Source organism: Peribacillus sp. B-H-3 (assembly GCF_048572925.1).
GTDB lineage: Bacteria > Bacillota > Bacilli > Bacillales > DSM-1321 > Peribacillus.
The window spans coordinates 493260-517656 of the sequence record NZ_CP183879.1 but is presented as its reverse complement, the minus strand read 5'-3'; the positions used below and the strand labels follow the sequence as shown (position 1 = coordinate 517656).

General features: G+C 42.3%; 20 protein-coding genes and 2 tRNA genes. 2 read left to right on the top strand and 20 right to left on the bottom strand.

All coding sequences use genetic code 11. The features are described from left to right. Positions 1-304 precede the first annotated feature (304 nt). From cysK to spoIIE, 9 genes are all read right to left on the bottom strand, one after another. On the bottom strand, positions 305-1228 hold the full coding sequence (gene cysK / locus ACN6MY_RS02370; RefSeq protein ID WP_071353004.1) for a cysteine synthase A: 924 nt from the start codon (positions 1226-1228) through the stop codon (positions 305-307). 155 nt (positions 1229-1383) lie between these two features. Then, positions 1384-2277 carry a peptidyl-prolyl cis-trans isomerase gene (locus ACN6MY_RS02365; RefSeq protein ID WP_419882633.1) on the bottom strand — a complete coding sequence of 298 codons (894 nt, stop codon included), beginning with the start codon at positions 2275-2277 and terminating at the stop codon, positions 1384-1386. A gap of 20 nt (positions 2278-2297) precedes the next feature. Then, positions 2298-3176 (bottom strand): Hsp33 family molecular chaperone HslO, encoded by an 879-nt coding sequence (hslO, locus tag ACN6MY_RS02360; protein ID WP_419882632.1) that lies wholly within the window; start codon positions 3174-3176, stop codon positions 2298-2300. Positions 3177-3197: 21 nt separating this feature from the next. After that, positions 3198-3977: a type III pantothenate kinase gene (locus tag ACN6MY_RS02355; RefSeq protein WP_419882631.1), complete on the bottom strand. Its 780-nt coding sequence runs from the start codon at positions 3975-3977 to the stop codon at positions 3198-3200. Between the two features lie 154 nt (positions 3978-4131). Continuing rightward, positions 4132-6204 carry an ATP-dependent zinc metalloprotease FtsH gene (gene ftsH / locus ACN6MY_RS02350; RefSeq protein WP_419884049.1) on the bottom strand — a complete coding sequence of 691 codons (2073 nt, stop codon included), beginning with the start codon at positions 6202-6204 and terminating at the stop codon, positions 4132-4134. Between the two features lie 103 nt (positions 6205-6307). Then, on the bottom strand, positions 6308-8275 hold the full coding sequence (gene hpt / locus ACN6MY_RS02345; protein WP_419882630.1) for a hypoxanthine phosphoribosyltransferase: 1968 nt from the start codon (positions 8273-8275) through the stop codon (positions 6308-6310). Positions 8276-8398: 123 nt separating this feature from the next. Then, a complete protein-coding gene (locus tag ACN6MY_RS02340) occupies positions 8399-9391 on the bottom strand; it encodes a protein kinase domain-containing protein (protein WP_419882629.1) in 993 nt (330 codons plus the stop codon). After that, positions 9357-10094 carry a VWA domain-containing protein gene (locus ACN6MY_RS02335; RefSeq protein ID WP_419882628.1) on the bottom strand — a complete coding sequence of 246 codons (738 nt, stop codon included), beginning with the start codon at positions 10092-10094 and terminating at the stop codon, positions 9357-9359. Before ACN6MY_RS02335 ends, ACN6MY_RS02340 begins: the two co-directional genes overlap by 35 nt. 97 nt (positions 10095-10191) lie before the next feature. After that, the gene (gene spoIIE, locus ACN6MY_RS02330) at positions 10192-12666 is read right to left on the bottom strand and encodes a stage II sporulation protein E (RefSeq protein ID WP_419882627.1); all 2475 of its coding nucleotides are present in this window, start codon (positions 12664-12666) and stop codon (positions 10192-10194) included. A 323-nt stretch (positions 12667-12989) separates the two neighbouring features. Here spoIIE and ACN6MY_RS02325 point away from each other — a divergent pair. Both ACN6MY_RS02325 and ACN6MY_RS02320 read left to right on the top strand, forming a co-directional pair. Continuing rightward, a tRNA-Met gene (locus ACN6MY_RS02325) sits at positions 12990-13063 on the top strand. Positions 13064-13073: 10 nt separating this feature from the next. Then, positions 13074-13145 (top strand) — tRNA-Glu (locus ACN6MY_RS02320). A 164-nt stretch (positions 13146-13309) separates the two neighbouring features. Here the strand turns inward: ACN6MY_RS02320 and ACN6MY_RS02315 are convergent. From ACN6MY_RS02315 to pth, 11 genes are all read right to left on the bottom strand, one after another. Beyond that, positions 13310-13759 (bottom strand): S1 domain-containing RNA-binding protein, encoded by a 450-nt coding sequence (locus tag ACN6MY_RS02315; RefSeq protein WP_419882626.1) that lies wholly within the window; start codon positions 13757-13759, stop codon positions 13310-13312. A gap of 79 nt (positions 13760-13838) precedes the next feature. Then, the gene (locus tag ACN6MY_RS02310; protein ID WP_419882625.1) at positions 13839-14204 is read right to left on the bottom strand and encodes an FtsB family cell division protein; all 366 of its coding nucleotides are present in this window, start codon (positions 14202-14204) and stop codon (positions 13839-13841) included. Positions 14205-14243: 39 nt separating this feature from the next. Then, positions 14244-14831, bottom strand: coding sequence for a spore cortex biosynthesis protein YabQ (yabQ, locus tag ACN6MY_RS02305; protein WP_419884048.1), 588 nt, complete (start codon positions 14829-14831; stop codon positions 14244-14246). Positions 14832-14872: 41 nt separating this feature from the next. Then, positions 14873-15181 carry a sporulation protein YabP gene (gene yabP, locus ACN6MY_RS02300; protein ID WP_419882624.1) on the bottom strand — a complete coding sequence of 103 codons (309 nt, stop codon included), beginning with the start codon at positions 15179-15181 and terminating at the stop codon, positions 14873-14875. A gap of 80 nt (positions 15182-15261) precedes the next feature. Continuing rightward, complete coding sequence (locus ACN6MY_RS02295; RefSeq protein WP_419884047.1) at positions 15262-15525, bottom strand: RNA-binding S4 domain-containing protein; 264 nt, start codon at positions 15523-15525, stop codon at positions 15262-15264. Between the two features lie 21 nt (positions 15526-15546). Next, the gene (gene mazG, locus ACN6MY_RS02290; RefSeq protein ID WP_419882623.1) at positions 15547-17016 is read right to left on the bottom strand and encodes a nucleoside triphosphate pyrophosphohydrolase; all 1470 of its coding nucleotides are present in this window, start codon (positions 17014-17016) and stop codon (positions 15547-15549) included. 18 nt (positions 17017-17034) lie between these two features. After that, positions 17035-18651: a putative polysaccharide biosynthesis protein gene (locus ACN6MY_RS02285; protein WP_419882622.1), complete on the bottom strand. Its 1617-nt coding sequence runs from the start codon at positions 18649-18651 to the stop codon at positions 17035-17037. A 204-nt stretch (positions 18652-18855) separates the two neighbouring features. Continuing rightward, positions 18856-19392 (bottom strand): stage V sporulation protein T, encoded by a 537-nt coding sequence (gene spoVT / locus ACN6MY_RS02280; protein WP_419882621.1) that lies wholly within the window; start codon positions 19390-19392, stop codon positions 18856-18858. Between the two features lie 191 nt (positions 19393-19583). After that, a complete protein-coding gene (gene mfd, locus ACN6MY_RS02275; RefSeq protein ID WP_419882620.1) occupies positions 19584-23120 on the bottom strand; it encodes a transcription-repair coupling factor in 3537 nt (1178 codons plus the stop codon). 359 nt (positions 23121-23479) lie between these two features. Next, positions 23480-23710 (bottom strand): anti-sigma-F factor Fin family protein, encoded by a 231-nt coding sequence (locus tag ACN6MY_RS02270; protein ID WP_090991321.1) that lies wholly within the window; start codon positions 23708-23710, stop codon positions 23480-23482. An 87-nt stretch (positions 23711-23797) separates the two neighbouring features. Then, positions 23798-24355, bottom strand: coding sequence for an aminoacyl-tRNA hydrolase (gene pth, locus ACN6MY_RS02265; RefSeq protein ID WP_419882619.1), 558 nt, complete (start codon positions 24353-24355; stop codon positions 23798-23800). Positions 24356-24397: the final 42 nt, after the last annotated feature.

Below are 24397 nucleotides of genomic sequence, written 5' to 3'. Positions count from 1 at the left end.
TGTCCGCCAAGTCATTTTATGTCTCAGTAACATTTTTATATTCTCATTAAGTGTAATCATTTCTAACTGAAAATTAAAGAACAAAAGCGATGGGCAAGTGCCGGGAACTGGAACACAATCTATAAATGACTTATAACGAAGCAAATCCAATGGGCCATGCCACAGTTAATCGGGTCTCTCCCCATCCCATGAGGCCAAAATAATGGGGCTTTCACAGAGCAATAAAAAAACAAAGCCCCTAATGGAGCTTTGCTGCTTATGCTGAAATGAATAGCCCAGCCATACGGGCTATTGCCTAATTAACTTATTCGAAATTATAAAGAGGTGTACTTAAATAACGCTCGCCGTTGCTCGGAATAATGGCTATGACTTTTTTTCCTTTTCCAAGCTTCTTTGCTGTTTCCAATGCGGCGTAAATGGCTGCCCCAGAAGAAATACCGCCCAGGATGCCTTCTTCTTTTGCTGCCCTGCGAGCATATTCAAATGCCTGGTCATTAGTGACAGTGATAACTTCATCATACAGGCTGGTGTTTAAAATATCAGGAACAAAACCTGCTCCAATTCCCTGAATTTTATGAGGTCCTGGTTTTCCGCCTGATAAGACAGGTGAATCTGTGGGCTCTACTGCATAAATCTTGATATCCGGGAATTTTTCCCTAAGCACCTCACCGGCACCAGTAATGGTTCCACCTGTACCAACTGCAGAAATAAAGGCATCCAGCTGTCCGCCAGCTTGTTCTGCAATCTCTTTTCCTGTGGTATTTCTATGAATCTCCGGATTTGCAGCATTTTCAAATTGCTGCGGCATAAAGTATCCGTTTTCCCTGGCAAGTTCACTCGCTTTGCCAATTGCTCCCTTCATGCCATCCGGTCCAGGTGTCAGCACTAACTCAGCACCGTAGGCCCGAAGAAGATTACGGCGCTCAAGGCTCATTGTTTCGGGCATGACTAAAATCGCCCGGTATCCTTTGGCAGCTGCAACCATTGCCAAACCGATGCCGGTATTGCCGCTGGTAGGCTCAATAATCGTATCGCCTTCTTTAAGCTTGCCGCTTTGTTCCGCCGCTTCGATCATGGAAAGTGCAATCCGGTCCTTCACACTGCTTCCAGGATTCATATACTCCAATTTCAAATAAACATCTGCACTGTTTTCATCCGTCATTCTGTTGAGTTTCACCAATGGTGTCTGGCCAATTAAATCGATGATTGAATTTGCAACTCTGGTCATTTTCTCCACTCCTAATACCGACTATTTTTATTGGTTTTATATAAAATTTACATCTTTCCAATATCATTGTCAATATTTTTGAACTATTCAGATGATTTTACAGCAATTAGTTTCATAACAATTTATTCTCTTGTTTATTTTTTATACTGCGTACATTATTTATTTTTACCATAATACCAATCTACCTTCATCTCATTCCAGAAGACCTTGCTTGATATCGGCATATTCAGCTGTTCTAGTGCTATTTGGCGCCTGATTTGCTTTTTAGATTCAGAGAAGCTGAATTGCTCGCCTGAAATTTTTTCATGGAGATAAATAACAGCCCAGCCATCCTTCATTTTAATTGGCTTACTCCAGCTGTTGTTCTTTAATGCTGCAGCGGCCTTTAAATATTGCTTGGGAGCCTGTTCATTATCCGCTGATAAAAATCCCATATCCCCGCCCTGATTGGCTGTAAATTCATCCAAAGACTTCTCCATTGCTAATACAGCAAAAGTTGAACCGCCCTTCAGTTCTTTCCGTATTACGTTAGCCTGATGTTTAGAAGACACGAGAATCTGCGAAAGATGATAGGCAGTTGGTATTTTATATAGTTCCTGGTTTTCATCATAAAACTTCTTTTTTTCTTCTTCAGAAATTTTGACGTCCCTTGTGAGAAGCTCTTCCAGCAGTAAATTCGACTTTATCTGCTGTTTCCACTGCTTGGCACTTTTATTATTCTGTGCAGACGCTCCATACATTGTTTTCGTTACTTTATATTCTCTTTCGACATCATTATCCGTAACTTTTACCTTGTATTTCTCAGCAGCCCGCCGGATGACTTTATCGTCCACAAGATCGCTTAATACTTCTTTTCCATAACGATCCTCAAGCGCCTTCATCCATACAGCCCGCGTGATCTGGGTATCCCCTACTTTGGCAACCGCCTCATCTCCGCCAAAACCAGCAGTTTTGGCAGAGTCAAGCGGCTTTATAACAAAGACGAGGATGGTCACAACATTCAATAAGATAAGCCCGGTAATTATGGACCACAGCTGTTTATGAGACAACTCCATCCCCCCGTCAGGTTTTATTTGACCTGTTCTTCTAATTCTTCTAATTCTTCTTTAGAAAAATGATATTTTTCGTTGCAAAAATGGCATTGCGCTTCGGCATGGCCGTCTGTATTGATGATATCCCGGATCTCTTCTGCACCCAGGCTAACCAGCGCATTCGAAATCCGCTCCCTTGAGCATTGGCACACAAATTGAATAGGCATGGTTTCAAGGATTTTCAAGTTATCTGCACCAAGAATTTTTTCGAGAATCTGTTCAGGCGAAAGACCTTGCTGTATCAATTTTGAAATAGGCGGAATGTTGTTCAGGCTTTCTTCAATCCGGGAAATGGTCTCTTCCTCTGCTCCCGGCATCAATTGAATGATGAAACCGCCTGATGCTAAAATGCTATTGTCCGGATTCACCAGGACTCCAACACCTACGGAAGAGGGAACCTGTTCTGAATTCAATAGGTAATAGGTAAAATCCTCGCCAAGCTCTCCTGATATAAGCGGAACCTGTCCTGTAAAATGGTCTCTCAGGCCAATATCTTTTACTACAGTCAATAAACCATCTGTACCTACGGCTCTCCTTACATCCAGCTTTCCTTTTTCATTTAAGTCGAAATGCGTCTGAGGATGTGTCACATATCCTCTCACTTCCCCATTAGCGTTGCTGTCAACGAGAATGGCTCCTATAGGGCCTCCGCCTTCAATTTTCACAGTCAGTTTTTCCTCGCCTTTTAACATGGCTCCCATCATGACAGTCGCTGTCATGGCGCGTCCAAGTGCAGCTGAAGCTGTAGGCCAAGTATAATGGCGCCTTTGCGCTTCCCCGATAGTTTCTGTTGTTGTAGCTGCATAAGCGCGAATCTGGCCGTTAAATCCCAAGGCCTTAACTAAGTAATCACTCATATTTATTGCCCCCTTCGTTTATTACTGTTTAAAATGATCTCTGTTTCTTTTATAAATAAGCTGAAGTCCTTTTAGCGTCAAAAATGGATCGACGATATCTATAACATCTGATTCAGAGGCAATAAGTCCTGCAAGTCCGCCTGTCGCAATAACTGTCGGGGAAATTTGGCTTTGCTCTTTGATTCGTGCTACAATCCCTTCAACTTGTCCTACATATCCAAACAGTATGCCGGCCTGCATGGAAGAAACTGTATTTTTGCCAATAATATCATCAGGTCTTGCAATTTCAATTCTCGGAAGCTTGGCAGCCTTTGAATAAAGCGCTTCCGTTGAAATACCGATTCCAGGTGCAATGGCACCGCCCATATATTGTTTTTCTTCGTTAATATAGCAATAGGTTGTAGCTGTTCCAAAATCCACGATAATCAGCGGGCTGCCATACTCCTGAATTCCTGCCACCGCATTCACGATACGGTCTGCTCCTACCTCACGGGGGTTTTCATACTTTATATCCAAACCTGTTTTCATCCCAGGACCCACTATTATAGGTTTAATCCGGAAATACTTTTTACACATTCTTTCCAGGGCAAACATGATCGGAGGCACTACAGAAGAAATAATAATCCCGTCAAATTCCTCAAAAGATAATTCCTCATGTTCCAAAAGGGACTTAATGATCATTCCATATTCATCTTCAGTTTTATGGCGATTGGTTTCGATGCGCCAATGATGTTTTAATGTTTCGTCATCATACACACCCAAGACCGTATTGGTATTTCCGACATCCAGTACAAAAATCATCGTTATCATCACTCCGGAAAATTATTCTCCAACATCATACCATAGAGTCTTTAGCTGCGCTATTAGTCCACCTTACTGATAGATCCCTGTAATTCAGTTTCCCCTAAATAGAGAAAAGGTATTTCCTCTGAAGGAAATACCTTTTCTTGAAAAATTAAAGTTTCTTATCATCATCCTCATTCGGAAATGAGAATGGTTTATCCTGAGGATGTCCTTCTTCAATTGGCGGAGTTGGGATTTTATCATCCGTCACTTCATCTAAATCACCATTTGTCCGTTTATCCAAAGGTTTTAAAAGAGCTTCTTTTTCTTCTTTTTTCGGGTTGATTGTAACTTTTACATCGTCATCAATGTTTCCATTAAGTGAGCTGTAATCCCGTTTAGGCAGCGTGCCATGATCATATAAATGCTTGATCTGCTCTGCATCTAAGGTTTCGATATCAAGCAGTGTCTTTGCAATAATATCCAGTTTATCGCGCTTATCTGTGATAATCTTCTTGGCGCGGCTATAGGATTCTTTGATGATCCGCTGAATTTCAAGATCAATCTCATAAGCAATGGCATCAGAATAATTCTGTTCATTATTAAAGTCGCGCCCAAGGAAAACCTGTCCCTGTGACTGGCCAAACTGAAGCGGTCCAAGCTTGTCGCTCATTCCGTATTCAGTCACCATGCTCCTCGCAATGCCAGTAGCACGCTGAAAGTCATTATGGGCCCCTGTACTTACTTCGCCGAAAACAACCTCTTCGGCAACACGGCCTCCGAGAAGACCTGTAATTTTATCCAGCAATTCAGGCTTAGTCATGAAGAAACGATCTTCCTTAGGAAGCATAACCGCATATCCGCCAGCCTGGCCGCGTGGAACAATTGTAACCTTATGGACAATTTCAGCATCATCCAGGACTAACCCGATGATTGTATGTCCGGCTTCATGGAAGGCCACGATATTTCTTTCCTTCTTGGAAATGACCCTGCTTTTCTTGGCTGGACCGGCAATAACCCGGTCAGAAGCCTCATCAAGGTCGGACATATCAATTTTCTTTTTGTTCTGGCGTGCTGCAACCAAAGCAGCTTCATTAAGAAGATTTTCAAGATCTGCACCAGAAAAACCTGGAGTCCTCTGGGCAATGGCCTTCAAATCTACATTTTCCTGTAATGGCTTATTGCGGGCATGCACCTTAAGAACCGCTTCCCGTCCTTTTACATCCGGGCGCCCAACTGTGATCTGGCGGTCAAAACGGCCAGGTCGCAGCAATGCAGGATCCAAGATGTCTGCACGGTTTGTCGCTGCAATGATGATAATGCCTTCATTGCCGCCAAAGCCGTCCATTTCGACAAGGAGCTGATTCAGTGTCTGCTCGCGCTCATCGTGCCCTCCGCCTAAACCGGCACCGCGCTGGCGTCCGACTGCATCAATTTCATCAATGAAAATGATACATGGCGAATTCTTTTTAGCGTTTTCAAATAAATCACGTACACGGGATGCACCGACACCAACAAACATTTCCACGAAATCAGAACCGCTTATTGAGAAGAAAGGCACTCCTGCTTCACCAGCTACCGCTCTCGCAAGCAAGGTTTTACCGGTTCCTGGAGGTCCTACTAAAAGTACCCCTTTAGGAATGCGGGCCCCAAGCTCTGCAAATTTACGGGGATCTTTCAGGAATTCGACAACTTCGACAAGTTCCTGCTTTTCTTCGTCAGCTCCTGCAACGTCATTAAAGCGAACCTTCTTTTTATCATCGTTGTACAGCTTCGCTTTGCTTTTCCCAAAGTTCATGACACGGCCTCCGCCGCCCTGAGCCTGATTAAGCAAGAAGAAGAACAGGATGAAGATAATGACAAACGGGATGATGGAAGTAAAGAAGGTAACCCAGCCGCTGGTTTCCTTTGCCGGCAGGACCTCAACTTTTACATCGCTTTTCTTTTCAGCCGCTTCAATGCGCGCCTGATTGTTCTCGCTGTCTGTTACATACGTTTGGAAGTAGGTGTTTTTATCATATCCGTCCAGCTGCCCTTTAACCTGGTATACATACCGTTCAGGCTGCATGGAAAATGATTTAACCTTTCCACTGTCCAAGTACTCAAAGAATTGATTTTGGGTTATATTCTTATTCGGCTCATTGTTATTATTAAAAATGCTTACAATACCAATAATGACCAAAAAGATAAGTAAATAAAATATGGTGTTACGGAAATCCGATTCATCCCTTGCCTCCTCCCACAGGTAAACAAACTATAGTAAATACTATCATATTAAACAAATGTATTACAATTAATTTACACTGCTGTTTTATTCAGCCAAATTGAAGCACAGCCAAAGGCCTGCATTACTTATTTTCGTATATTTCAGGCTTCAGCACCCCAATATACGGTAAGTTGCGATATCTTTCTGCGTAATCAAGACCGTAACCGACTACAAATTCATCCGGAACGATAAATCCCGTATAATCCGGTTTAAGATCAGCTTTTCTTCCTGTAGGCTTATCCAGAAGAGTAACAATTTTAATGGTTTTTGCTTTTCTGTAGCGGAATAATTCCACCAGGTAGCTGAGCGTTAAACCGCTGTCGATGATATCCTCGATGATTAGGATATCCCTTCCTTCAACAGAAGTGTCCAAATCTTTTATGATTTTGACTTCACCTGAAGAAACCGTTGAATTCCCGTAGCTCGAAACATCCATGAAATCCATTTCCAAATGGGCATCAATCCGCTTTAGCAAGTCTGCCATAAAAGGCATGGCTCCTTTTAAAACACCAATGGCCAGCGGAAAGCTTTCGCTATAATCCTTTTCTAGCTGTGCCGCTAACTCTCTGATTTTCCCTTGGATTTCTTCCTCAGTAATTAGCACTTTTTCAATGTCATTTTGCATCGTCATTGTGATTGTTTGCCCCCCAGAAGATCTATGCTTTGTATATTCTAAATAAATTAAAGACATTTCATCAGTTGCACCATCAAACTCCCTGTTTGACTTTTTAAGTCCAGGCAGCCAGATAATTTCCCCCGCTTGATCTGTTACGATCGGCCACGCATTACGTTGTGACATCGGAATCTTTTCGTTAATGAAAATATCCTTCAGCTTTTTTGTGCCTCCTGATCCCTTGACTGCCATCCTGTCTCCGTTGCTTCTTGTCCGGGCAATGAGAGGAAGACGCAGCTTATCGGATCCGAAGATAAAAGAATGGCTTCCAATCGTTTTCGGAATTTCTTCTTCTATATATTGCGCTTTAATTTTATATCCATTCGGAAGAAAAGTATCACCGGGAATTTCCAGAACCACGGAATAATCAGGAGCCAGATTTTGAAAAAACCGAAAAAAGCAAGTGCCATAGGATTTTTCCGCAATCAGCCCTTCCGGAAGATGCAATTCAGCGGATGGGTGAGGATTTGAAAACAAAGCGAAAAGCTGGTCAATATGTAATGCTGAAAGCGATGAAGGTCTCTCTATATAAAGATAGTTTAATATTAGTTGAATCATCCTTCTTTGTAAAGGCTTAGGCACTGTGAAGAACTGCCTTATATCAACTGATGAAAAGTCCTGATTTTGTTCCAGCAGTATCGTGCCCAATTTATCCCTGGCCATATCCAGAAGAAACTGTTCATCATCATATATTTCTTCACTGAGTCGCTGGAAATGCTCATGGACTTTTGGGTTTTCTTTCTTCAAAAAGGGCAGCATCGAGTGCCTGAAACGATTTCTTGTATAAATGTCCTGTTCGTTGCTCGGATCCATTCTTGGCTCGAGCCCATGCCTGCTTGCATATTGCATAATTTCTTCCTTGGAAACCACAAGGAATGGCCTTACAAGCTTTGCTTTTCCAAATGCCCTTATGACAGGTATGCCTCCCCTGGCCTTGCCAGTGGCTCCCCTAGCCATTCTCATCAGCATGGTTTCAATCTGGTCATCCGCATGATGGCCTAGAACCAAAAGGTCCAGCTCATTCCTTCTAATCACTTCATCAAAAAAAGCATACCGCGCATTTCTTGCTGCCAATTCAGTGCTTTCTCCTGTTTTTTGCATACGCACGGGAACATTGATCCTTTTACCCTCAAACGGAATGTTCCAAGCTTTGCATATTCTCTTAACAAAGAGAAAATCCTGATAGGATTCTTCACCTCTAATCATATGGTCAATATGAGCTGCCGTTAATTCGATATCCAGCAGTTCTCTGACAGATTTTAAAAAGTGAAGCAGAACCAATGAATCCGGCCCTCCGGAGATGCCAACCAGCAGTTTCGATTTTTTGGGAATCAAGCCGTGCTTGCTGATAGCCCCGAGGATTTTTTTCTCAAACATAATGATCTTCCTTTTCAGTCCCCATATATAGTTCAATATGAGCTGGTCCTTATAATACGAGTAAAAAGCAAAATGGTTTCAAAATAAAATAAATATTAACTGTGAAAATATCTTTTAACTATATCATAAGAATTGTTCGTAAATATAAAGAACGTATAACAGTGAGACAACAGCAACCAGCAGGCACGTTTCAACAAAGCCGCCTTTCCCTTTTTTGTTAGCTGCCCGTTTTCTTTTTGTCCTGGATGATGCAGACGGTTTTCCGGGTGAATTCACTTGTTTCTTTATTGCTGTGCCTGCAAATCTTTCCCTTTGGCTAAGAATACCGATTAGACGGTCCCTCATTTCTGAAGCAGCAGAAAACCTGCCGTGCAAAGCGTCTTCTAGAATTGATTTGAATGGGCGCAATTCTTTTTTTTGCATGATTGCCTCGCTTAGCTGTTTATACCCTTCTCCATTTCTTGAAAAACGTGCAGGATATGCCGAATTGATGATAATCATGGCCACAGCGAACAAATCATATTTGGGATCTGCTTTCCTCGACCCCAGCCCCCAATACCCGCGGTCAAAAAACTCGGTAAATTCTTTGATTGATCTCCCTTGTTTTGTTGTTCCTCCCACATCCACACAGCGTACTTTGCTCGAAGGAGAAGCCACAATCAGATTTTCTGGTTTCAAGTCGCCAAACACCCAGCCTTGTTTATGTAAGGATTCTAAACTTGCAAGAAGCTGGAGCATGAGAATGCCGGTCCATGACGGCCCTTTCTTTTGGATGAATTCCAGAAATCCCTCCCCTTTAATATACTCCATAACATAAAAAGAAATCGGCTTTCCGTTCTTCACCCAATCATCCGCCTCCACGAAGGAAGGCCCTAGAGCAGAGCCCTGGGCCTTGGAAAACTCTTTGAGAATATTCATCTCTGAAATAATGGATGCACCGTTATCACTTATCTTTAAAGCAAATAAGGTTTTATTGTTTTCAGCCAGATAAACAATTCCATTAGCCCCATTCCCCAACTCCCTTACCACTTTGTATTGGTTTTTATTCCATTTTCCAGTGATAATGCTCCCGGGCGGTATATTACATTGATTCCTCAAAGTATTGTTCATCATCATGTGATAACAATCCCCTTAATGAACGTTTTTTATTAAAGTAATCCAATGCCTCCGCAATGGCGGGTCCTGTTGGTGTTATCCCTCCTGTTGTAAGCTTAGGGAATATTTTAGTCAGGACTTCTAATTTCGGGGTCCAATCCAGCAATTTTTCGACATCTTTCCTTTTCCCGGGAAATACGAAAACCGAAAACCGATTATCACCCAAACGGGCATTCATGCTGAGGGATAGGTCCAGGAGCGCATCTTTTACGGTCGGAAGCTTGTGCTTCATACTGGCGCTTGTATCGACAAGAATCAGTACATCCAGCTTGCTCGTTTCTCCTAACTCATCGACTACTTCCATCACTTCGCCGCGCTTATCCGGAGAAAGATCCTCCATCGTGCTCGACTTCCCTAAGATTTGCTGAAGTTCTTTATTTACTACTCCCTGAATGGTTTGAGTCATTGCCTTTCTGGTCACCATCTGCACGGTTTGGGAAAGCTGCTGTGCATAGACGATTTGACTGACCCCGCCTCCGGAAGAAGCTATAGCTTCTATTTCCTGCAAGCCCTGCTCATTAATCGTATCGTTCTCCATGACTCCTATGACATTTACAGTAATCCCCTGCTCGCGTGCAAGAGCAGCCATAGCAGCAGGGTCTTGTCCCTGGTTCGAACATCCATCGGTAATAAGCAATATCTGGCGTAAAGTTCCTAGTTCCATATGATTCTCCCTTCCTATCCAAATGTGTTACCATCTTCGACGAAAAAGAGAGAATTTATACTTCTATATAAACATCTATAAGGATCGCACCCTTATTTTACTGTGCTTTTTTTCTGCGGGGCTGAACCGGGATCGTAGCCCACTTTGGTGTGTTATGCTTAATTTTTGCTGTTACAATCGTCATATCGTCATCAATCATTCCTTTTGCCCGAATCACTTCCTCCAGAATCAAATCAGATATCTCCTGAGGATCATCTGTTTGAAGCTCCTTGATTTTCCTCTTCATCCAAAACTCGAAGTTTTCTACTAGATTAGGGCCTTCAAAAACACCGTCACTCATCATGATCAGGATATCTCCTGCTTTCAGTTCTTCCGTCACCACATCCACATCCAAATCTTGAATAATGCCCATCGGCAAATTGCTGGACTCTACTTTAATTAACTTATCACCTCTTTTAATATAGCTGGGAATGGAACAAATTTTTAAGAATCTGGCTTTGGCATCCTGAAGATCAATCATCGCCAAATCTAATGTAGAAAAAATTTCATCTGTTGTGCGCAGTGATAATACGGAATTGACCGATTTTATGGCAATTTTCTCTTCAATTCCAGATACCAGGAATTTTTGGAGCAGCTTGAGGGTTTCCCTGCTTTCAAAGTGTGCACGCTCACCGTTCCCCATTCCATCACTTATGGCAATCGCATATTTTCCGCAGCCGATTTCCATGGTTGTGAAACTGTCACCGGATACCAGGCCTCCTCCTTTAGCGGCATGTGCAACCCCTGTTTCCACCGTGAATTTCTTGGCTGAACGGAAGGTCACTTCGCATTGTCCATCAGGATATTCTGAGCATTCTTCCGTATGGACAACAATTGTCTCGCCAAGGATGTCCGATAGCATGGGAGCAATTAATTTTTCAGCTTCGCCCCGGCCCTGGCAGTAAGGAATATTCATTTCTATATCAGCATTTCCCTGTTCAAGGCTATAAATTTCAATATTTCCTACATGAAGGCCAAAATCCTGTATTGCCTCCATGATCAGTTCTTCCTGCTGATGATGGTTCTGGCGCTCCCTTTGAATTTCTTTTGCAAAATCATCCATTACAGCTGATACACCGCGGAGCTGGTCAGCAACCAGCTTCCTGCTTTCATGCACCTGCTTCTTTAATTTCTGGTTTGCCTGGTAATACATTAGTTCTTGCGAAATAGCGGCAATAACCTGGGGGCTTTTGCTGCAGTATTTTCCCCATTCCCTTGCTGTATTCTGCGAGAGCTGACCTTGGTTTTCGCTTAATTGCAACATGATATCCTGCATTCCTTCATAGGTGGCATCAAAATTCTTTGTCCAGCATTGATCTTTTTTGAAGCATAGCTGGCACGTTTTTTCCGTCACGTTACTCAGGAAGTAATCCAGTTCCTTTTCATCTTCTTCATGCCGGCCCCTTTCATCCATTTGCGTGAAGCTATTGGATAGCGCCTCAAAAACATTAGAAAATTGGGCGACCCGCTGAGCGGTTACATCCCTCACCTTTCTGGCATACTGCTGCTGCTCTGTGGAATGCTCTGCTGTTCCGGGAATATGCCTTGCAATGCCTGAAATAATCGCATAGGGAGTCAGTGTGAACAAAAGAACTGCGATAACAGATTCATATAATGTAACAGTGACATTATTCGTCCCTTCTCCATATAAGCCAATCAGGAGAGTCGCAATCAGCAGGCCGAACGATACTCCTATTCTTTTGCCATCCTTCAGCAGGCCGCCAAGAAGCCCAGAAAACGCAAGCAGGCTCATCTGATACAGGCTTGCTACACTTGCAAGACTGAATATCAGCCCTGTCACTACACCCACAGTGGAGCCGATGGCCGCGCCCCCTGCCATGCCGAAAAGGAGGACAAGGTACCGGGACAAAACGTGTTCAACGGATAAACCATGGATTTTCCAGCCGATTGTACCAGTCATTACGGAGGCAAGCAGGATAATGATGCAGACAATTTCTTCCGTTTTAAATGATTGGGTTTTTTTTCTGACTGCCAGTAAGGGTATGGACTGTATAAAGATAAGGGTCAAAATCATGGCAAGTCCAGCTTCTACGCCTATCATCAGCCCATCATACAGTTGAATGCTACGGTGTAAGATATATTGTTCCGCTATGTTAACGAGTGAAAGGGAAATGAAAACGTAAATTGACGTTGTTTTGAATTGTCCTTCCGTCCCTGGATTTTTCATTTTAATCATGAACATCAGCAAAAAGGATGATACAACTAATGTTACGCTATTTGAAATGCCGACAGTTGCAGCTCCTGCTAGTAGTCCAATTAAAGCAAGCGGGGCACGGTCACGCCGCATTAAAAAAACAGCTGCAAAAAATGGAAGGCCAAATGGAGAAAGCTCTGAAAGAATAAGGGCCCGTCCCAACAAAAAACCTATAATGGCCAAAGATATGCCTTTTTTCAGAAAAAAGTCTTCACTTTTCGCCTGCAGTTTATGGATCCAATTGATGGCCCCCGCCTTTGCTTCGTGTATATTTACATCAGCAATCGGCTCTATCATATTCCGTTCAATCTTTTCCATTTGTAACACTCCCCATTCTTCTTATTGTGTATCATTATAAGTAGATGGTTTTTATTTTTTTGTCACAATTCTGATTCCACGGAAAAGAAATGTTCGACGGGATTCTCCCAGATGATTCATATCTATACATCATTTTGAAAGGAAGGGGCTGATTTCAAAACACCCGTTCCCAGATTTCTGCTTAAAACCAATCTTTTTATCTGATTTTTGCATATAAAACCTGGAATAAATTAAAAACTATAAAAAACCGACAAATTATATTTTTCTATTGACATTTAGTCTTCAGAACGGTAAGATACAACTTGTGCTTTTGATAATATTATGGCGGCGTAGCTCAGCTGGCTAGAGCGTACGGTTCATACCCGTGAGGTCGGGGGTTCGATCCCCTCTGCCGCTATCCTTATTACGGCCCATTGGTCAAGCGGTTAAGACACCGCCCTTTCACGGCGGTAACACGGGTTCGAATCCCGTATGGGTCATCCTTAAATATCAAAAAGAAATCCCCGCTGCCTAGTAGCAGCGGGGATTTCTTTTTGAATAAAATTAAAAGAAGACAAGCCCACGAGCCTGTCTGTATCTATAAGAAGTCAACTTATAAATTATTCGAAGGGAAAAATGCCATAATCATATTTTCAGCAGCAGTTCAGCTCCGTCTTCCTCCTCTTCCTCCCCGCTTGGTTTCGGTGCTGCGTTTGAGGGAAGATAAACGGTCTTCACTATCTTTTAAGAAACGAGCCATTTTTTGTTCAAAGTTTTCTTTAGGCACAAAATTTCCTTTTGAACGGAAGTCTTTGGAACGATTGTCATTCCCTCTTCCTTGGCGCGGGCGCGGATTATAGGAAGATTGGCCTTCTGGCTTATCTTTGGCTTTTTTTATGGAAAGCCCTATTTTTCCGTCTTTATCAACATTAATGACCTTAACTTCAACTTGATCGCCGACCTTAAGGTGATCATTGATATCTTTCACGTAGTTATCGGCCACTTCGCTGATATGAACAAGTCCAGTAGTTCCTTCAGGTAATTCCACAAACGCTCCAAAATTAGTAATGCCTGTTACTTTACCTTGTAACTTGCTGCCTACTTCGATTGACATAAAAAAAATGCTCCTCCTTAGAAAAGTAAAAAATTCATATACACTATATTATAGCGAACAGAAAAAAACAGTGTCAATATTAGTCACTGTTCTGATTCTTTTTCTTCGGAAGATTAAAAATGATTTCCCCTTTATCAGATAGGAAGTAATCACGTCTTGCCAATTTGGCAATATAATCATCATCATTCAGTTTTACAATCTCTTCACGAAGATCAGATTCCCGGCTTTTGAGAGCCGTAAGCTTTTTATGGACCACCGCTTTTTCCTGTTCCTTCTTATCTAATGCTGCAGCTTGGGTCAGGAGTGTAGTGATTGCCAGGACCGAAAGGATGGCTGCACAAACTGCATAAAAAGTGAGCCGGCGAACCAATCCTTTTCGCTTTCTCTCCACAGTTTGAACGTTCTTTTCTTGTTGGAAGACATACGGGGTTTCTAACTTAGCCACTTTCTTTTTCCTGAGGCTTCCCATTTTTATTACCACTCCTTATTCCTTTTTATTTCTCCACCGACGTAAAGTCCTAATTATAAACTTCTTTGTCCTGTCAGATAATCCTGTAACTATATTATAAGACTTCCCGACGTTATTTGTAACAAATTTCGGCAAAATATTCCATAATCCTGTCAATATCCATAGAAATGGCTTGAATATTATAAGCAAAATAAATAGCACACTTTTGCAAAGCCCTTTTAAGAGTAAATAGATAGCTTTTACAATTGCAAGGATCAAAAACAGAATGCTTGATAAAATCCAGGTAATTGGCGAGATAATAAGTGCCTTAAAGGATTTTCCCGCGAACCGGGCCACTGAAACCACTGCAAAAATGAAAGCCTTGAGACCCCTCATGTACATACCCTTAAATAGACTTTGGTATGCAGCAAATCCACATAAAAGTGCTAAAAATAAATATAGCCTAAGCTCACCCTCATTGACAGTAAAAAGAACATAAAATATGATAAGAGCCTGAACAATCCAAAAAAGAAAGTCATTGATGAAGACTATCCAGCCCTGTCGCCTGGACCTTTTCAGAAAAAGATTGTAAGTATCCAGGGCAGCCCCAAAGCAGCTGCCCATTCCAATCATCGCAATCAGTGTATAGAATTGGGTGGAAAGTGTCATTTGAACAGTTTGCCAAAGAATCCTTTAGCTTTCTCCCCTGATTGCTCATCTAAATAAATCAAATCAAAAATCTTTCCTTTTATTGATACAATTCCCTTATCCACATCCAGGTTTTTCATCTGCAGGTTTTGGCCTCTGATTGACAGAAATCCCATGGAAGTCTCCAGCAAAAATTCCTCATTATCGAAGCTTTCCACATGTTTTACACCAGTAATCTCCAGTAAGCGGCGGCCTCTCATAATTACATCATGTTCTGGTATGTTTCCTTTGGAGCTGTTTTGGGCTGGATCTAAATATTGGCTCATTTTCATCCCCCACATTAGCACAGTTTGTTCCAATATATGTGCACCTGCAGGAAATTAGAACAAGCCTCATAGACCATGATTCAATCCTGGGAGAGGTTTTCTTCTTTTATTACAGTATACATATCCGCTGCATCTTCTTTGCGGGTAGTTTCCTGAATTTTTTCAATCCGGACCGTTACACGCTTTTGGCCAAATTGCACAGCAAGTTCATCGCCCGCTTTTACATTGGAGCTGGCTTTTGCCTGCAGCCCATTGATGGATATTCTTCCTTTATCAGCTACTTCTTTTGCCAGTGTACGGCGCTTTATCAATCTTGAAACCTTTAGAAACTTATCCAATCTCATTGACATCTTTTATCGCTCCTTTTAAAGTCCTTTTGATTTCGCTTCATTCCAGTACCTATCCAGCTCGGCAAGAGAGTAATCGGCGAATTGCTTATTATCGCGCGCCACACACTCTTCTATATATGAAAATCTGCGGTAGAATTTCTGATTTGCTGCATGCACCGCTTCTTCTGCCTGAATACCATAAAACCTCGTAACGTTTACCAATGCAAAGAAGAGGTCGCCAAGTTCGTCTTTTATACGCTCCCTGTTATTAGCAACATACAGTTCGGCTTCTACTTCCTGTACTTCTTCTTTAACCTTATCCCATGCCTCAGAAACCTGATCCCAATCAAATCCGGCATTAGCAGCCCTCCGCTGGTATTCATTTGCTCTGATTAAGTTCGGCAGTGCTTTTCCTACGTCATCAAGCAGGGAATTAGTTTTCGGCGCACTTTCTTTTTCGGCTTCCTTTATATCCTGCCAATTCGCCAGGACATCTTCGACCCCATTGACTTCCACATCCCCAAATACATGCGGGTGACGGCGGACCATTTTTGAGGATACCTCCTCAATCACGTCTTCAATAGAAAACATGCCTTCATCTTCGCCAATCTGCGCATGAAGCATGACCTGAAGCAGCACATCACCAAGTTCGCCTATCATTGCTTCGACATCATCCGAATCAATGGCGTCTATGAGCTCATAGACTTCTTCTATCAGGTAGGTTTTCAGGCTTTCATGGGTTTGTTTTTGATCCCATGGACATCCGCCGGGACCTCTGAGCCTTGCAATGATTTGCTTTAGCTTTGAAAACTCACGGAATTTCTTCTCTTCTTCCTTCACTGGAGGGACATATACACTCGTCAGGTTATTTAACTCCAGATGCCGGTCCAGTTCATACAAAACAGTCTTCCTGACTGCTTCTTCTTTACTTCCCGCGGCCGTAACGATGAAAACTTCATGATCATCCGGCAATTTTTCCATCAAAGTCAGTTTCACATCAGAGGCGACATATGCATCATATACCTGGCCAATGATCATATGCTGCTCGATATGGATCTGTTCCATTTTTAATGCCGTTCCATCCAGCAGCTGGAACCCTTCGATCGGATCAATTTTAACAGACTGGAAAAGGGCATCCAGAAAACTCTGGCCTCCGGATACTGTAATCTTGATGCCTTTTTCTTCTCCCTTTTCCAGAAGGAGCTGCACCGTCTTTTCGGCGACCATCGGATGGCCGGGAACCGCGTATAATACCGATTCATTTTCTGCTTTATCCAGCAGTATGTCTGATATTTCCTCGTAAACCTCGCTGAACCCATCGTGCTTTTCATATACAGCATCAAAGCTTTCAAATGCTATCCCCTCAGATTGCAGTTCCCTGATAACAGGATGCTCAATCGTTCTGACATAGCACATTGAAGACTTCTTCAGTAATTTATAAACTCCTAAAGGAAGCTGATCAAGATCCCCCGCGCCTAATCCGATTATTACTATTTCATTTATCATAAAGACGTACTCCTTATTTCAGTTTTCATGTTGATCTTGCATCACCTTGGCAAGCTTATCACCCATAGGCAGAATTCCCAGTTCTTCTCTATTGAACAGTTTTGCGCGAAGGATATAGGCAATGAATACAGCCCCTCCTATTCCGGCGCCCGCCAGCGCCTGGCACGCTGCGAGAACACGGCTGACCTGCAGGCCTCGAAAAAACAAATGAAATAATCCATTTACAGCCATCAAGCTTGCTGCCATAACTGCCAGACCTGTCAACACAATAAAAAGATGCCTTTTCTCCAATAGCGTTCTTTTAAGCTCTAATTTTAAAACAGCATAAAACAAAAGTGACATGAATGCAAAGGCGGCCACGGAAGCAAGAGCTGCACCGGTAATTCCATAAACCTTTACCAAAAGCAGATTGAACAGCCATTTGAAAGCGATACCCGCAAACACAATCCATACTGTCGCCCTAGTGCGCCCAAGACTTTGTAATACCGAGGCTTCAGCCATTATCAATGAAGTAAACAAGATTGAACAAGCCAATATACCTAAAGCCGCTGTTCCTCTCGTGTCGGTAAACAGCATATAATTGGCCGGCTTTATTATGAAAATCAGACCCGCCGATGCAGCTGCCCCGATAGTAACAGCCGACCTGAGAGAAAGATTAACTTTATTATACAATTCTTTTTTGTTTCCCATTTTCACACAGCGGGAAATGAGGGGAACCATAGAAAGTGAAATCGAATTCGAGATAACAGTCCCCAGCTGAATGAGCGGCTGCCCCCGGTCATATACCCCTTTCCACTCCTTCGCCTCCATTTGCCCCATTCCCGATTCCTTCAACAAGGAATAAAGATGAAGCGAATCAACAAGCTGTATGAGAACCAGAATGAGACTTGTCAGGCAAAAAGAAAACCCCTCAAACAGGAGGGCTTTTGCGATTTTTAAAAAATAGCCCTTTGCAGCTCTTCCTCCATGAAAATCAGCCCAATCACTGCGGAAAAATACAAAGCCTGCAAGTATTAAAAGACTAACAAATCCTCCAAGAATCGAAGCGAACACTGCCCCTGTTCCTGCTGCATATAAGGATTTTCCCTGATGAATGAGAATAAAAGACAGGATAAGAATGCCCGCCACTCTTATTATTTGTTCCAGGACCTGAGAAACGGCAGTGGGAATCATATCATGGCGCCCTTGATAAAATCCTCTAAAAACCGACAAAAAAGGCATAAGCAAAAAATAGAAGGCAGTCATTTTTAAAAGCCCAGCAAGCTTATGATCTTTCATAGAATCTGCTATCCAGTCTGAACCGAAATAAAGCCCGATAAAAATCGATACTCCAATCAGCCCGATCACAGCAAAAGATGTCTGTACAATCTCTTTTGCAGAAAAAACATGTTCAGAGCTTTGAGATTCCGCTATCAACTTAGAAATCACAACAGGAAATCCCAATGTTGACAATGCTATCGCAATCCCATAGAAGGGATACACCTGCTGAAATATGTAAAACCCTATATCACCGGCAATATTCTGATAAGGAATACGATACGCCGCACTTAAAACCTTAATAAAAAGGGCAGCTGCGCTTAAAATTAAAGCTCCATGAAAAAAACTCTTAGATGCACCTAAAGGCTGACCAGCCATCCCAGAACCCCACTTCCAACATATGTGGTTGTATTATAACATAATTAGAAAAGCTGCTGTGTACCCGTGAACCCCATCGTGAGGATCTCATCTTTCAAATGAAATAGGGTTTTCCAAGCAGGCAAGATGGCTCTATGTTTGCTCCAAAAAAAGAACAGCCAGAGGCTGTCCTTAGCAGGGGCATATATAAGATTGTCCGTATTATTATTGTTCCATTTGACGGGCAAGGAAGCTTGCAGCCGTTTCTACAGCTTTATGTTCAACTTCTCCGACTGTGCTCTCTTTAGAGTAGATGACAACTGCACCAATTGGATCTCCATTTGCAACAATAGGAGCAATGGTGTAAGACTGGACATCTTCTTCATTGGAATCCGCTAATGTAATCTGGCCTTTTTCAGTGACAAGAACGGAATTGCGCTCATCCATTGTTTTTTCTACTAGTTCACTGACGCTTTTGTTTAAGTAATCCTTCTTTGAGCCGCCTGCAACCGCTATATATGTATCACGGTCACAAATCAAGATAGGATTGCTCAGGCTATCAAATAGCGCTTCTGCATATTCTCTCGCAAAATCTCCAAGTTCACTGATAGGAGAATATTTCTTTAGAATGACTTCACCATCTCTGTCCACAAAGATCTCAAGCGGATCTCCTTCTCTGATGCGAAGGGTTCTGCGAATTTCTTTCGGGATTACAACTCTTCCTAAATCATCAATTCGGCGAACTATACCAGTTGCTTTCATGTTGTGTTGCCTCGCTTTCGTTTAATTGATTTCTGATAATGAGCTTTCCTTGATTGGTAGTAATCATTACCTCTGTGAAACTTAGTATTTTTCTAATGGAAAGTTCTATGCACTTTGAAAAAAATTTTCTTTATTTTAAAATATTTCTCTGAATAGAATGCCATCCTATCTCTAAATAACAGCAGGCGCTGTTATTTTTTTACAGTTTGATCTGCTTTCCTGACATGCTGCAAACCTTTTACAGTCTCAAATAATACATTCAGCCACTTATCCTGTACAGTGCCTTTGGTATGAAGGACTAATTTCATCCGGCTTCCATCCATGCCAAGACCGACCATGCGGCCAAATTTCGAACTTAACTGAAATACCTTCTGGCCATCTATATTGCTGCTTTCTTTTTGTGAAATTAAAATAGTAACATCCTGCTTGGATTGTTTAATGCTTTCAATCCCCGCCTGTAAAGCATACACCTTTATCTCTGCAATTAAAAATAAATAGGCTACCTCATCAGGGTATTCACCAAAACGATCCAGCATTTCCTCTTGAAGCTCGTTAAATTCCTCTATGGAAGTGATTCCCCTGAACCTTTTATACATCTCAATCTTCTGATGTCCATCAGAAATGTATGAATCAGGAATATAAGCATCAATTTCTAGGTCGATTTCGATAGAGGCCCGTTCCTCGGCCGGCTTATCATTCTGTTTTGCTTCTACCGCTTCTTTTAGCATCTGAGAATACAAGTCAAAACCTACAGAATCGATGAACCCATGCTGTTCTGCTCCAAGCAGGTTGCCTGCTCCTCTAATGGAAAGGTCCCGCATGGCAATCTTGAAACCAGAACCCAATTCAGTGAATTCCTTGATGGATTGAAGCCTTTTTTCTGCGACCTCTGTCAACACCTTGTCCTTGCGATAGGTAAAGAAAGCATAAGCTACCCGGTTTGAGCGTCCTACACGGCCGCGCAGCTGATAAAGCTGTGAAAGGCCCATTCTATCAGCATCATGAACAATGAGCGTGTTAACATTCGGAATATCCACACCGGTTTCTATAATTGTGGTGCTTACCAGCACATCATATTCTCCATTGACTAATCCATACATCACCGATTCAAGTTCCTGTTCAGTCATTTGCCCGTGAGCAAAGGCTACACGCGCTTCCGGCACCAGCATGGAAATTTCTTCTGCTTTTCTTGCTATATCTTCTACCCTGTTGTAAAGGAAGTAAACCTGCCCATCCCGCGCCAATTCCCTTTCTATTGCCTCTCTTACCAGGCCTCCGTTATACTCCATGACATAAGTCTGTATAGGGAACCTATTCTCCGGCGGAGTCTCAATGACCGATAAGTCCCTGACACCAAGCATCGACATATGCAGGGTTCTTGGAATTGGGGTGGCTGTTAAGGTCAGTACATCCACGTTTGTTTTCAGTTTTTTGATTTTCTCTTTATGTGTTACACCAAAGCGCTGCTCCTCATCAATGATCAGAAGACCAAGCTCACGGTATTGCACATCCTTCGAAAGCAAGCGGTGTGTGCCGACTGCTATGTCAACAGTCCCCGCCTTTAATCCCTTCGTAGTTTCAGTCTGCTGCTTTTTAGTGCGGAAACGGCTCAACAATCCAATGGTAATCGGGTAATCCTGGAATCTTTCCTGGAGGGTTTCAAAATGCTGCTGTGCGAGAATGGTTGTCGGAACTAAAAATGCGACTTGTTTCCCGTCCATAATGGCCTTAAATGCAGCCCGTATGGCAACCTCCGTTTTTCCGTAACCGACATCTCCGCAAAGCAGGCGGTCCATTGGCCGTTCACGTTCCATGTCTTTCTTGATTTCAAGTATGGACCTGAGCTGATCCTCTGTTTCGTTATATGGGAAAGCAGTCTCAAACTCCCTCTGCAAATCTCCATCAGGTGAAAACGCATAGCCCTTTGCAGCTTCCCGCTCTGCATAAAGCTTGATTAAATCATCCGCAATATCCTCAACGGAAGACTGCACCTTGCTTTTGACCCTTTTCCAGTCCGAACCGCCAAGTTTATAAAGCTTGGGCTCTTTCCCTTCGGAGCCGACATATTTTTGCACTAAATCTATTTGGTCAACAGGCACATAAAGCTTATCGTTAGCCTGATATCGAATATGGAGATAATCCTTATGAACGCCATTTATGTTCAAAGTCTCAATACCGAGATATTTTCCGATTCCATGGTTAACGTGAACAACATAATCGCCAGTCTTTAATTCTGAATAACTTTTTATTCTTTCGGCATTGGTAAGTTTTTGCCTTCTTGCCGTTTTCTTTACTTTAGTATTAAAAAGCTCCTGCTCTGTTATGACTGCGTATTTTTGCATAGGCAGTTCAAAACCTGAATTCAGGCTTCCCTGGAGGATCTGCACCTTCCCCGGAAGGATTTCGCTGCCGCTTTTGAGCTCGGCTGCTTCAATCTCGTAGTCTTCTAGCACCCTGTGCAGTTTCTTGACCCGCTCTTCATCAGGGCCTAAAATAATCACTGCAAATTTCCCCTTTTTCCAGCGGTCAGTCTCAGCTTTAAACACATTCATTTGGCCATGAAAATTTTGCATCTGTTTACAGGTGAAATTAATAATATTCTGAGGATTCGTATGCGGCACATGGCGCAAGAAAAGAGATAAATAAATAAACGGCCGGTCAGAGCCTGCTATAAGCTCCGGCAAGCGGTGGGCCAGTTTGACATCATGGATGATTTGGCCTTCTGCAAGCAGATTTGTGTACCATTCTGCCTCTTCTTTTTCCAGGGAATCACTTATTTCCTGAATACGGCTGATTTCATCAAGGATGACAATGCCGTCGCTGGGCATATAATCTATCAAACTAGCTGGTTTTTCATAGCCAAGGCTTAAGTATTTTGAAATCTGATCCGTCAGATTTCCAGTTTTAAATTGTTCTAACTCATACCCGATAGTCTGTACCAGCTGTTCCTTTGTCTTTTCATTTTTTATTTTTTTCAGGCTTTTGCTCAAGCCGCTTTCTAGCTTTTCAATAATAGAGTCAATATGTGCAGGCTCTAATAGCGTTTCAGTAACAGGACCAATGGAAACCGCTGGATGCCTCTCGATGGATCGCTGGTCTTCGAGTGAGAAGGTCCGTATGGAATCTATTTCGGTATCAAACAATTCTATCCTGACAGGATTATTTTCAGTAATCGGGTAAATATCAATGATACCGCCCCTTATGCTGAATTCGCCTGGAGATGAAACCATTTCCGCCCTCGAATAGCCCATATGAACAAAAGTCTGGAGCGTGTTCTCCACTTCAATATCTTCACCAACCTTAAGATCGAGCTGATACCTTTTCCAAAGCTCCTTAGGAGGAAGCAGCTTCCTTAATCCCGGAATCGGTACGATAATGACTCCTTTTTTACCATGTGTCAAATGGTTCAGCGCTTCTACACGCTGCGCTCTTAATTCTGGACTGGAAACGCTAAGTTCTGCAGCAATCAGCTCATTTGCCGGATATATAAATAATTCTTCCTCAGAAATGAAGCCGGACAAATCCTCTTGAAGCTTCTGTGCCTGCAAAAGGTTATGTGTAACCACCAGGATGGATTTTTTTGTTTCAGCATAAACCGAAGCGATCAGCACCGATCTTGAAGAACCAGATAATCCAGAAACCAATTGCTCCCTTAACCCCTCATCTATTCCCGTTATTAATGAGCGGACATCCTCGTGTTTGGAAAACAGATTTTGCAATCCTTTCACACTCTGCCCCTCCCCTCTCAATAAATAAAATGATATGTCCCCAGGATTCATGCTCCTAGATACGTTCTATAATTTTAACGCGTTTATACCAATTGCATTTTTCAAATCACATAAAGGAAATAAATGAATCCAGCATCTTTAATTAGGCTGTTTTCATAAACTTTGCTGACATGGAACAATATGGCTGATTTCCATTTAAGGATGCTCGCTTGCCGCGGGAGTCATACACCTTCTGCTACAATCAGCCGATTTAACCAGGGGACCGCCCCCCAATTAAAGACAACAATCTTTATGAAAAGAGCCTTTAAAATTGAAACAAACGGAAAAATGCTTTGGATTTGTCCCAAAGCTGATTTCCATTAATGAATAATATAATCGTTTTGATGCAATCCAGGATTTTTTTGCAGTGATTCCTGGCAATCTGCACATATGGATTTAACATATATATCTCCTGAAGAATCATAAACAATCATTTCCTGGCGTTCTTCATCATTAAGTTTATCAAAACCCAATTGTTCTATATCCAAAACCTGCTGGTGTATGCTTCCAAGCTTCATTCCGCAATGTCTGCAATTATAATGGAGAGCCATATCGCTAACCCCCTACTCTCTTTTTATGGTTTAGTATTCACCAAAAAAAGGGGGATTTATTCATCTGGCTGCAGATACTTTTTACGATCAGTTAAATTCATTCATTACCTGAAGAAACGGCTTTTTAAGCCATTCTTCGCAAGCATTCACACTTTTATCGACTGCTTCGCTCATGACTGGCCACTCTTCCTTTGTAAATCTGCCGAGGACATAATCCGTAACAGGAATTCTTCCTTCCGGCCTGCCAATTCCAATCCGGATCCGGTTGAATTCCTGTGTGCCCATATGGGCAATAGTGGATTTTATTCCATTGTGTCCACCTGCACTTCCTTTTTGGCGCAATCTGATTTTTCCCGCAGGCAAATCTAAATCATCATACAGGACGACAAGATCATTGACCTCCAGTTTAAAAAAATCCATAACTGCCCCAATGGATTCTCCAGATAAATTCATATATGTAAGAGGTTTAAGAAGTATGACCTTTTCTCCATTTACACTTCCAGATCCATATATTCCTTTATGCTTAGCCTGATCCAAAGGTATTGACCAATTTCTTGATAATTCATCTATTGCTTCAAAGCCGATGTTATGCCTTGTTTTTTCATATTGTTTTCCCGGGTTGCCCAGTCCTGCAATTATCTTCATATTTCACTCTCCGTCACTGCTTTCCATACTTGAAGCGGTTCA

Excerpts from the sequence above, each read along its gene's own strand:
- cysK (WP_071353004.1), bottom strand. The coding sequence starts at position 1,228 with ATGACCAGAGTTGCAAATTCAATCATCGATTTAATTGGCCAGACACCA.
- hslO (WP_419882632.1), bottom strand. The coding sequence starts at position 3,176 with ATGAGTGATTACTTAGTTAAGGCCTTGGGATTTAACGGCCAGATTCGC.
- ACN6MY_RS02355 (WP_419882631.1), bottom strand. The coding sequence starts at position 3,977 with ATGATTTTTGTACTGGATGTCGGAAATACCAATACGGTCTTGGGTGTG.
- hpt (WP_419882630.1), bottom strand. The coding sequence starts at position 8,275 with ATGTTTGAGAAAAAAATCCTCGGGGCTATCAGCAAGCACGGCTTGATT.
- ACN6MY_RS02340 (WP_419882629.1), bottom strand. The coding sequence starts at position 9,391 with ATGATGATGAACAATACTTTGAGGAATCAATGTAATATACCGCCCGGG.
- ACN6MY_RS02335 (WP_419882628.1), bottom strand. The coding sequence starts at position 10,094 with ATGGAACTAGGAACTTTACGCCAGATATTGCTTATTACCGATGGATGT.
- spoIIE (WP_419882627.1), bottom strand. The coding sequence starts at position 12,666 with ATGGAAAAGATTGAACGGAATATGATAGAGCCGATTGCTGATGTAAAT.
- ACN6MY_RS02315 (WP_419882626.1), bottom strand. The coding sequence starts at position 13,759 with ATGTCAATCGAAGTAGGCAGCAAGTTACAAGGTAAAGTAACAGGCATT.
- yabQ (WP_419884048.1), bottom strand. The coding sequence starts at position 14,831 with ATGGGCAGCTGCTTTGGGGCTGCCCTGGATACTTACAATCTTTTTCTG.
- yabP (WP_419882624.1), bottom strand. The coding sequence starts at position 15,181 with ATGAGCCAATATTTAGATCCAGCCCAAAACAGCTCCAAAGGAAACATA.
- ACN6MY_RS02295 (WP_419884047.1), bottom strand. The coding sequence starts at position 15,525 with ATGAGATTGGATAAGTTTCTAAAGGTTTCAAGATTGATAAAGCGCCGT.
- mazG (WP_419882623.1), bottom strand. The coding sequence starts at position 17,016 with ATGATAAATGAAATAGTAATAATCGGATTAGGCGCGGGGGATCTTGAT.
- ACN6MY_RS02285 (WP_419882622.1), bottom strand. The coding sequence starts at position 18,651 with ATGGCTGGTCAGCCTTTAGGTGCATCTAAGAGTTTTTTTCATGGAGCT.
- spoVT (WP_419882621.1), bottom strand. The coding sequence starts at position 19,392 with ATGAAAGCAACTGGTATAGTTCGCCGAATTGATGATTTAGGAAGAGTT.
- ACN6MY_RS02270 (WP_090991321.1), bottom strand. The coding sequence starts at position 23,710 with ATGGCTCTCCATTATAATTGCAGACATTGCGGAATGAAGCTTGGAAGC.
- pth (WP_419882619.1), bottom strand. The coding sequence starts at position 24,355 with ATGAAGATAATTGCAGGACTGGGCAACCCGGGAAAACAATATGAAAAA.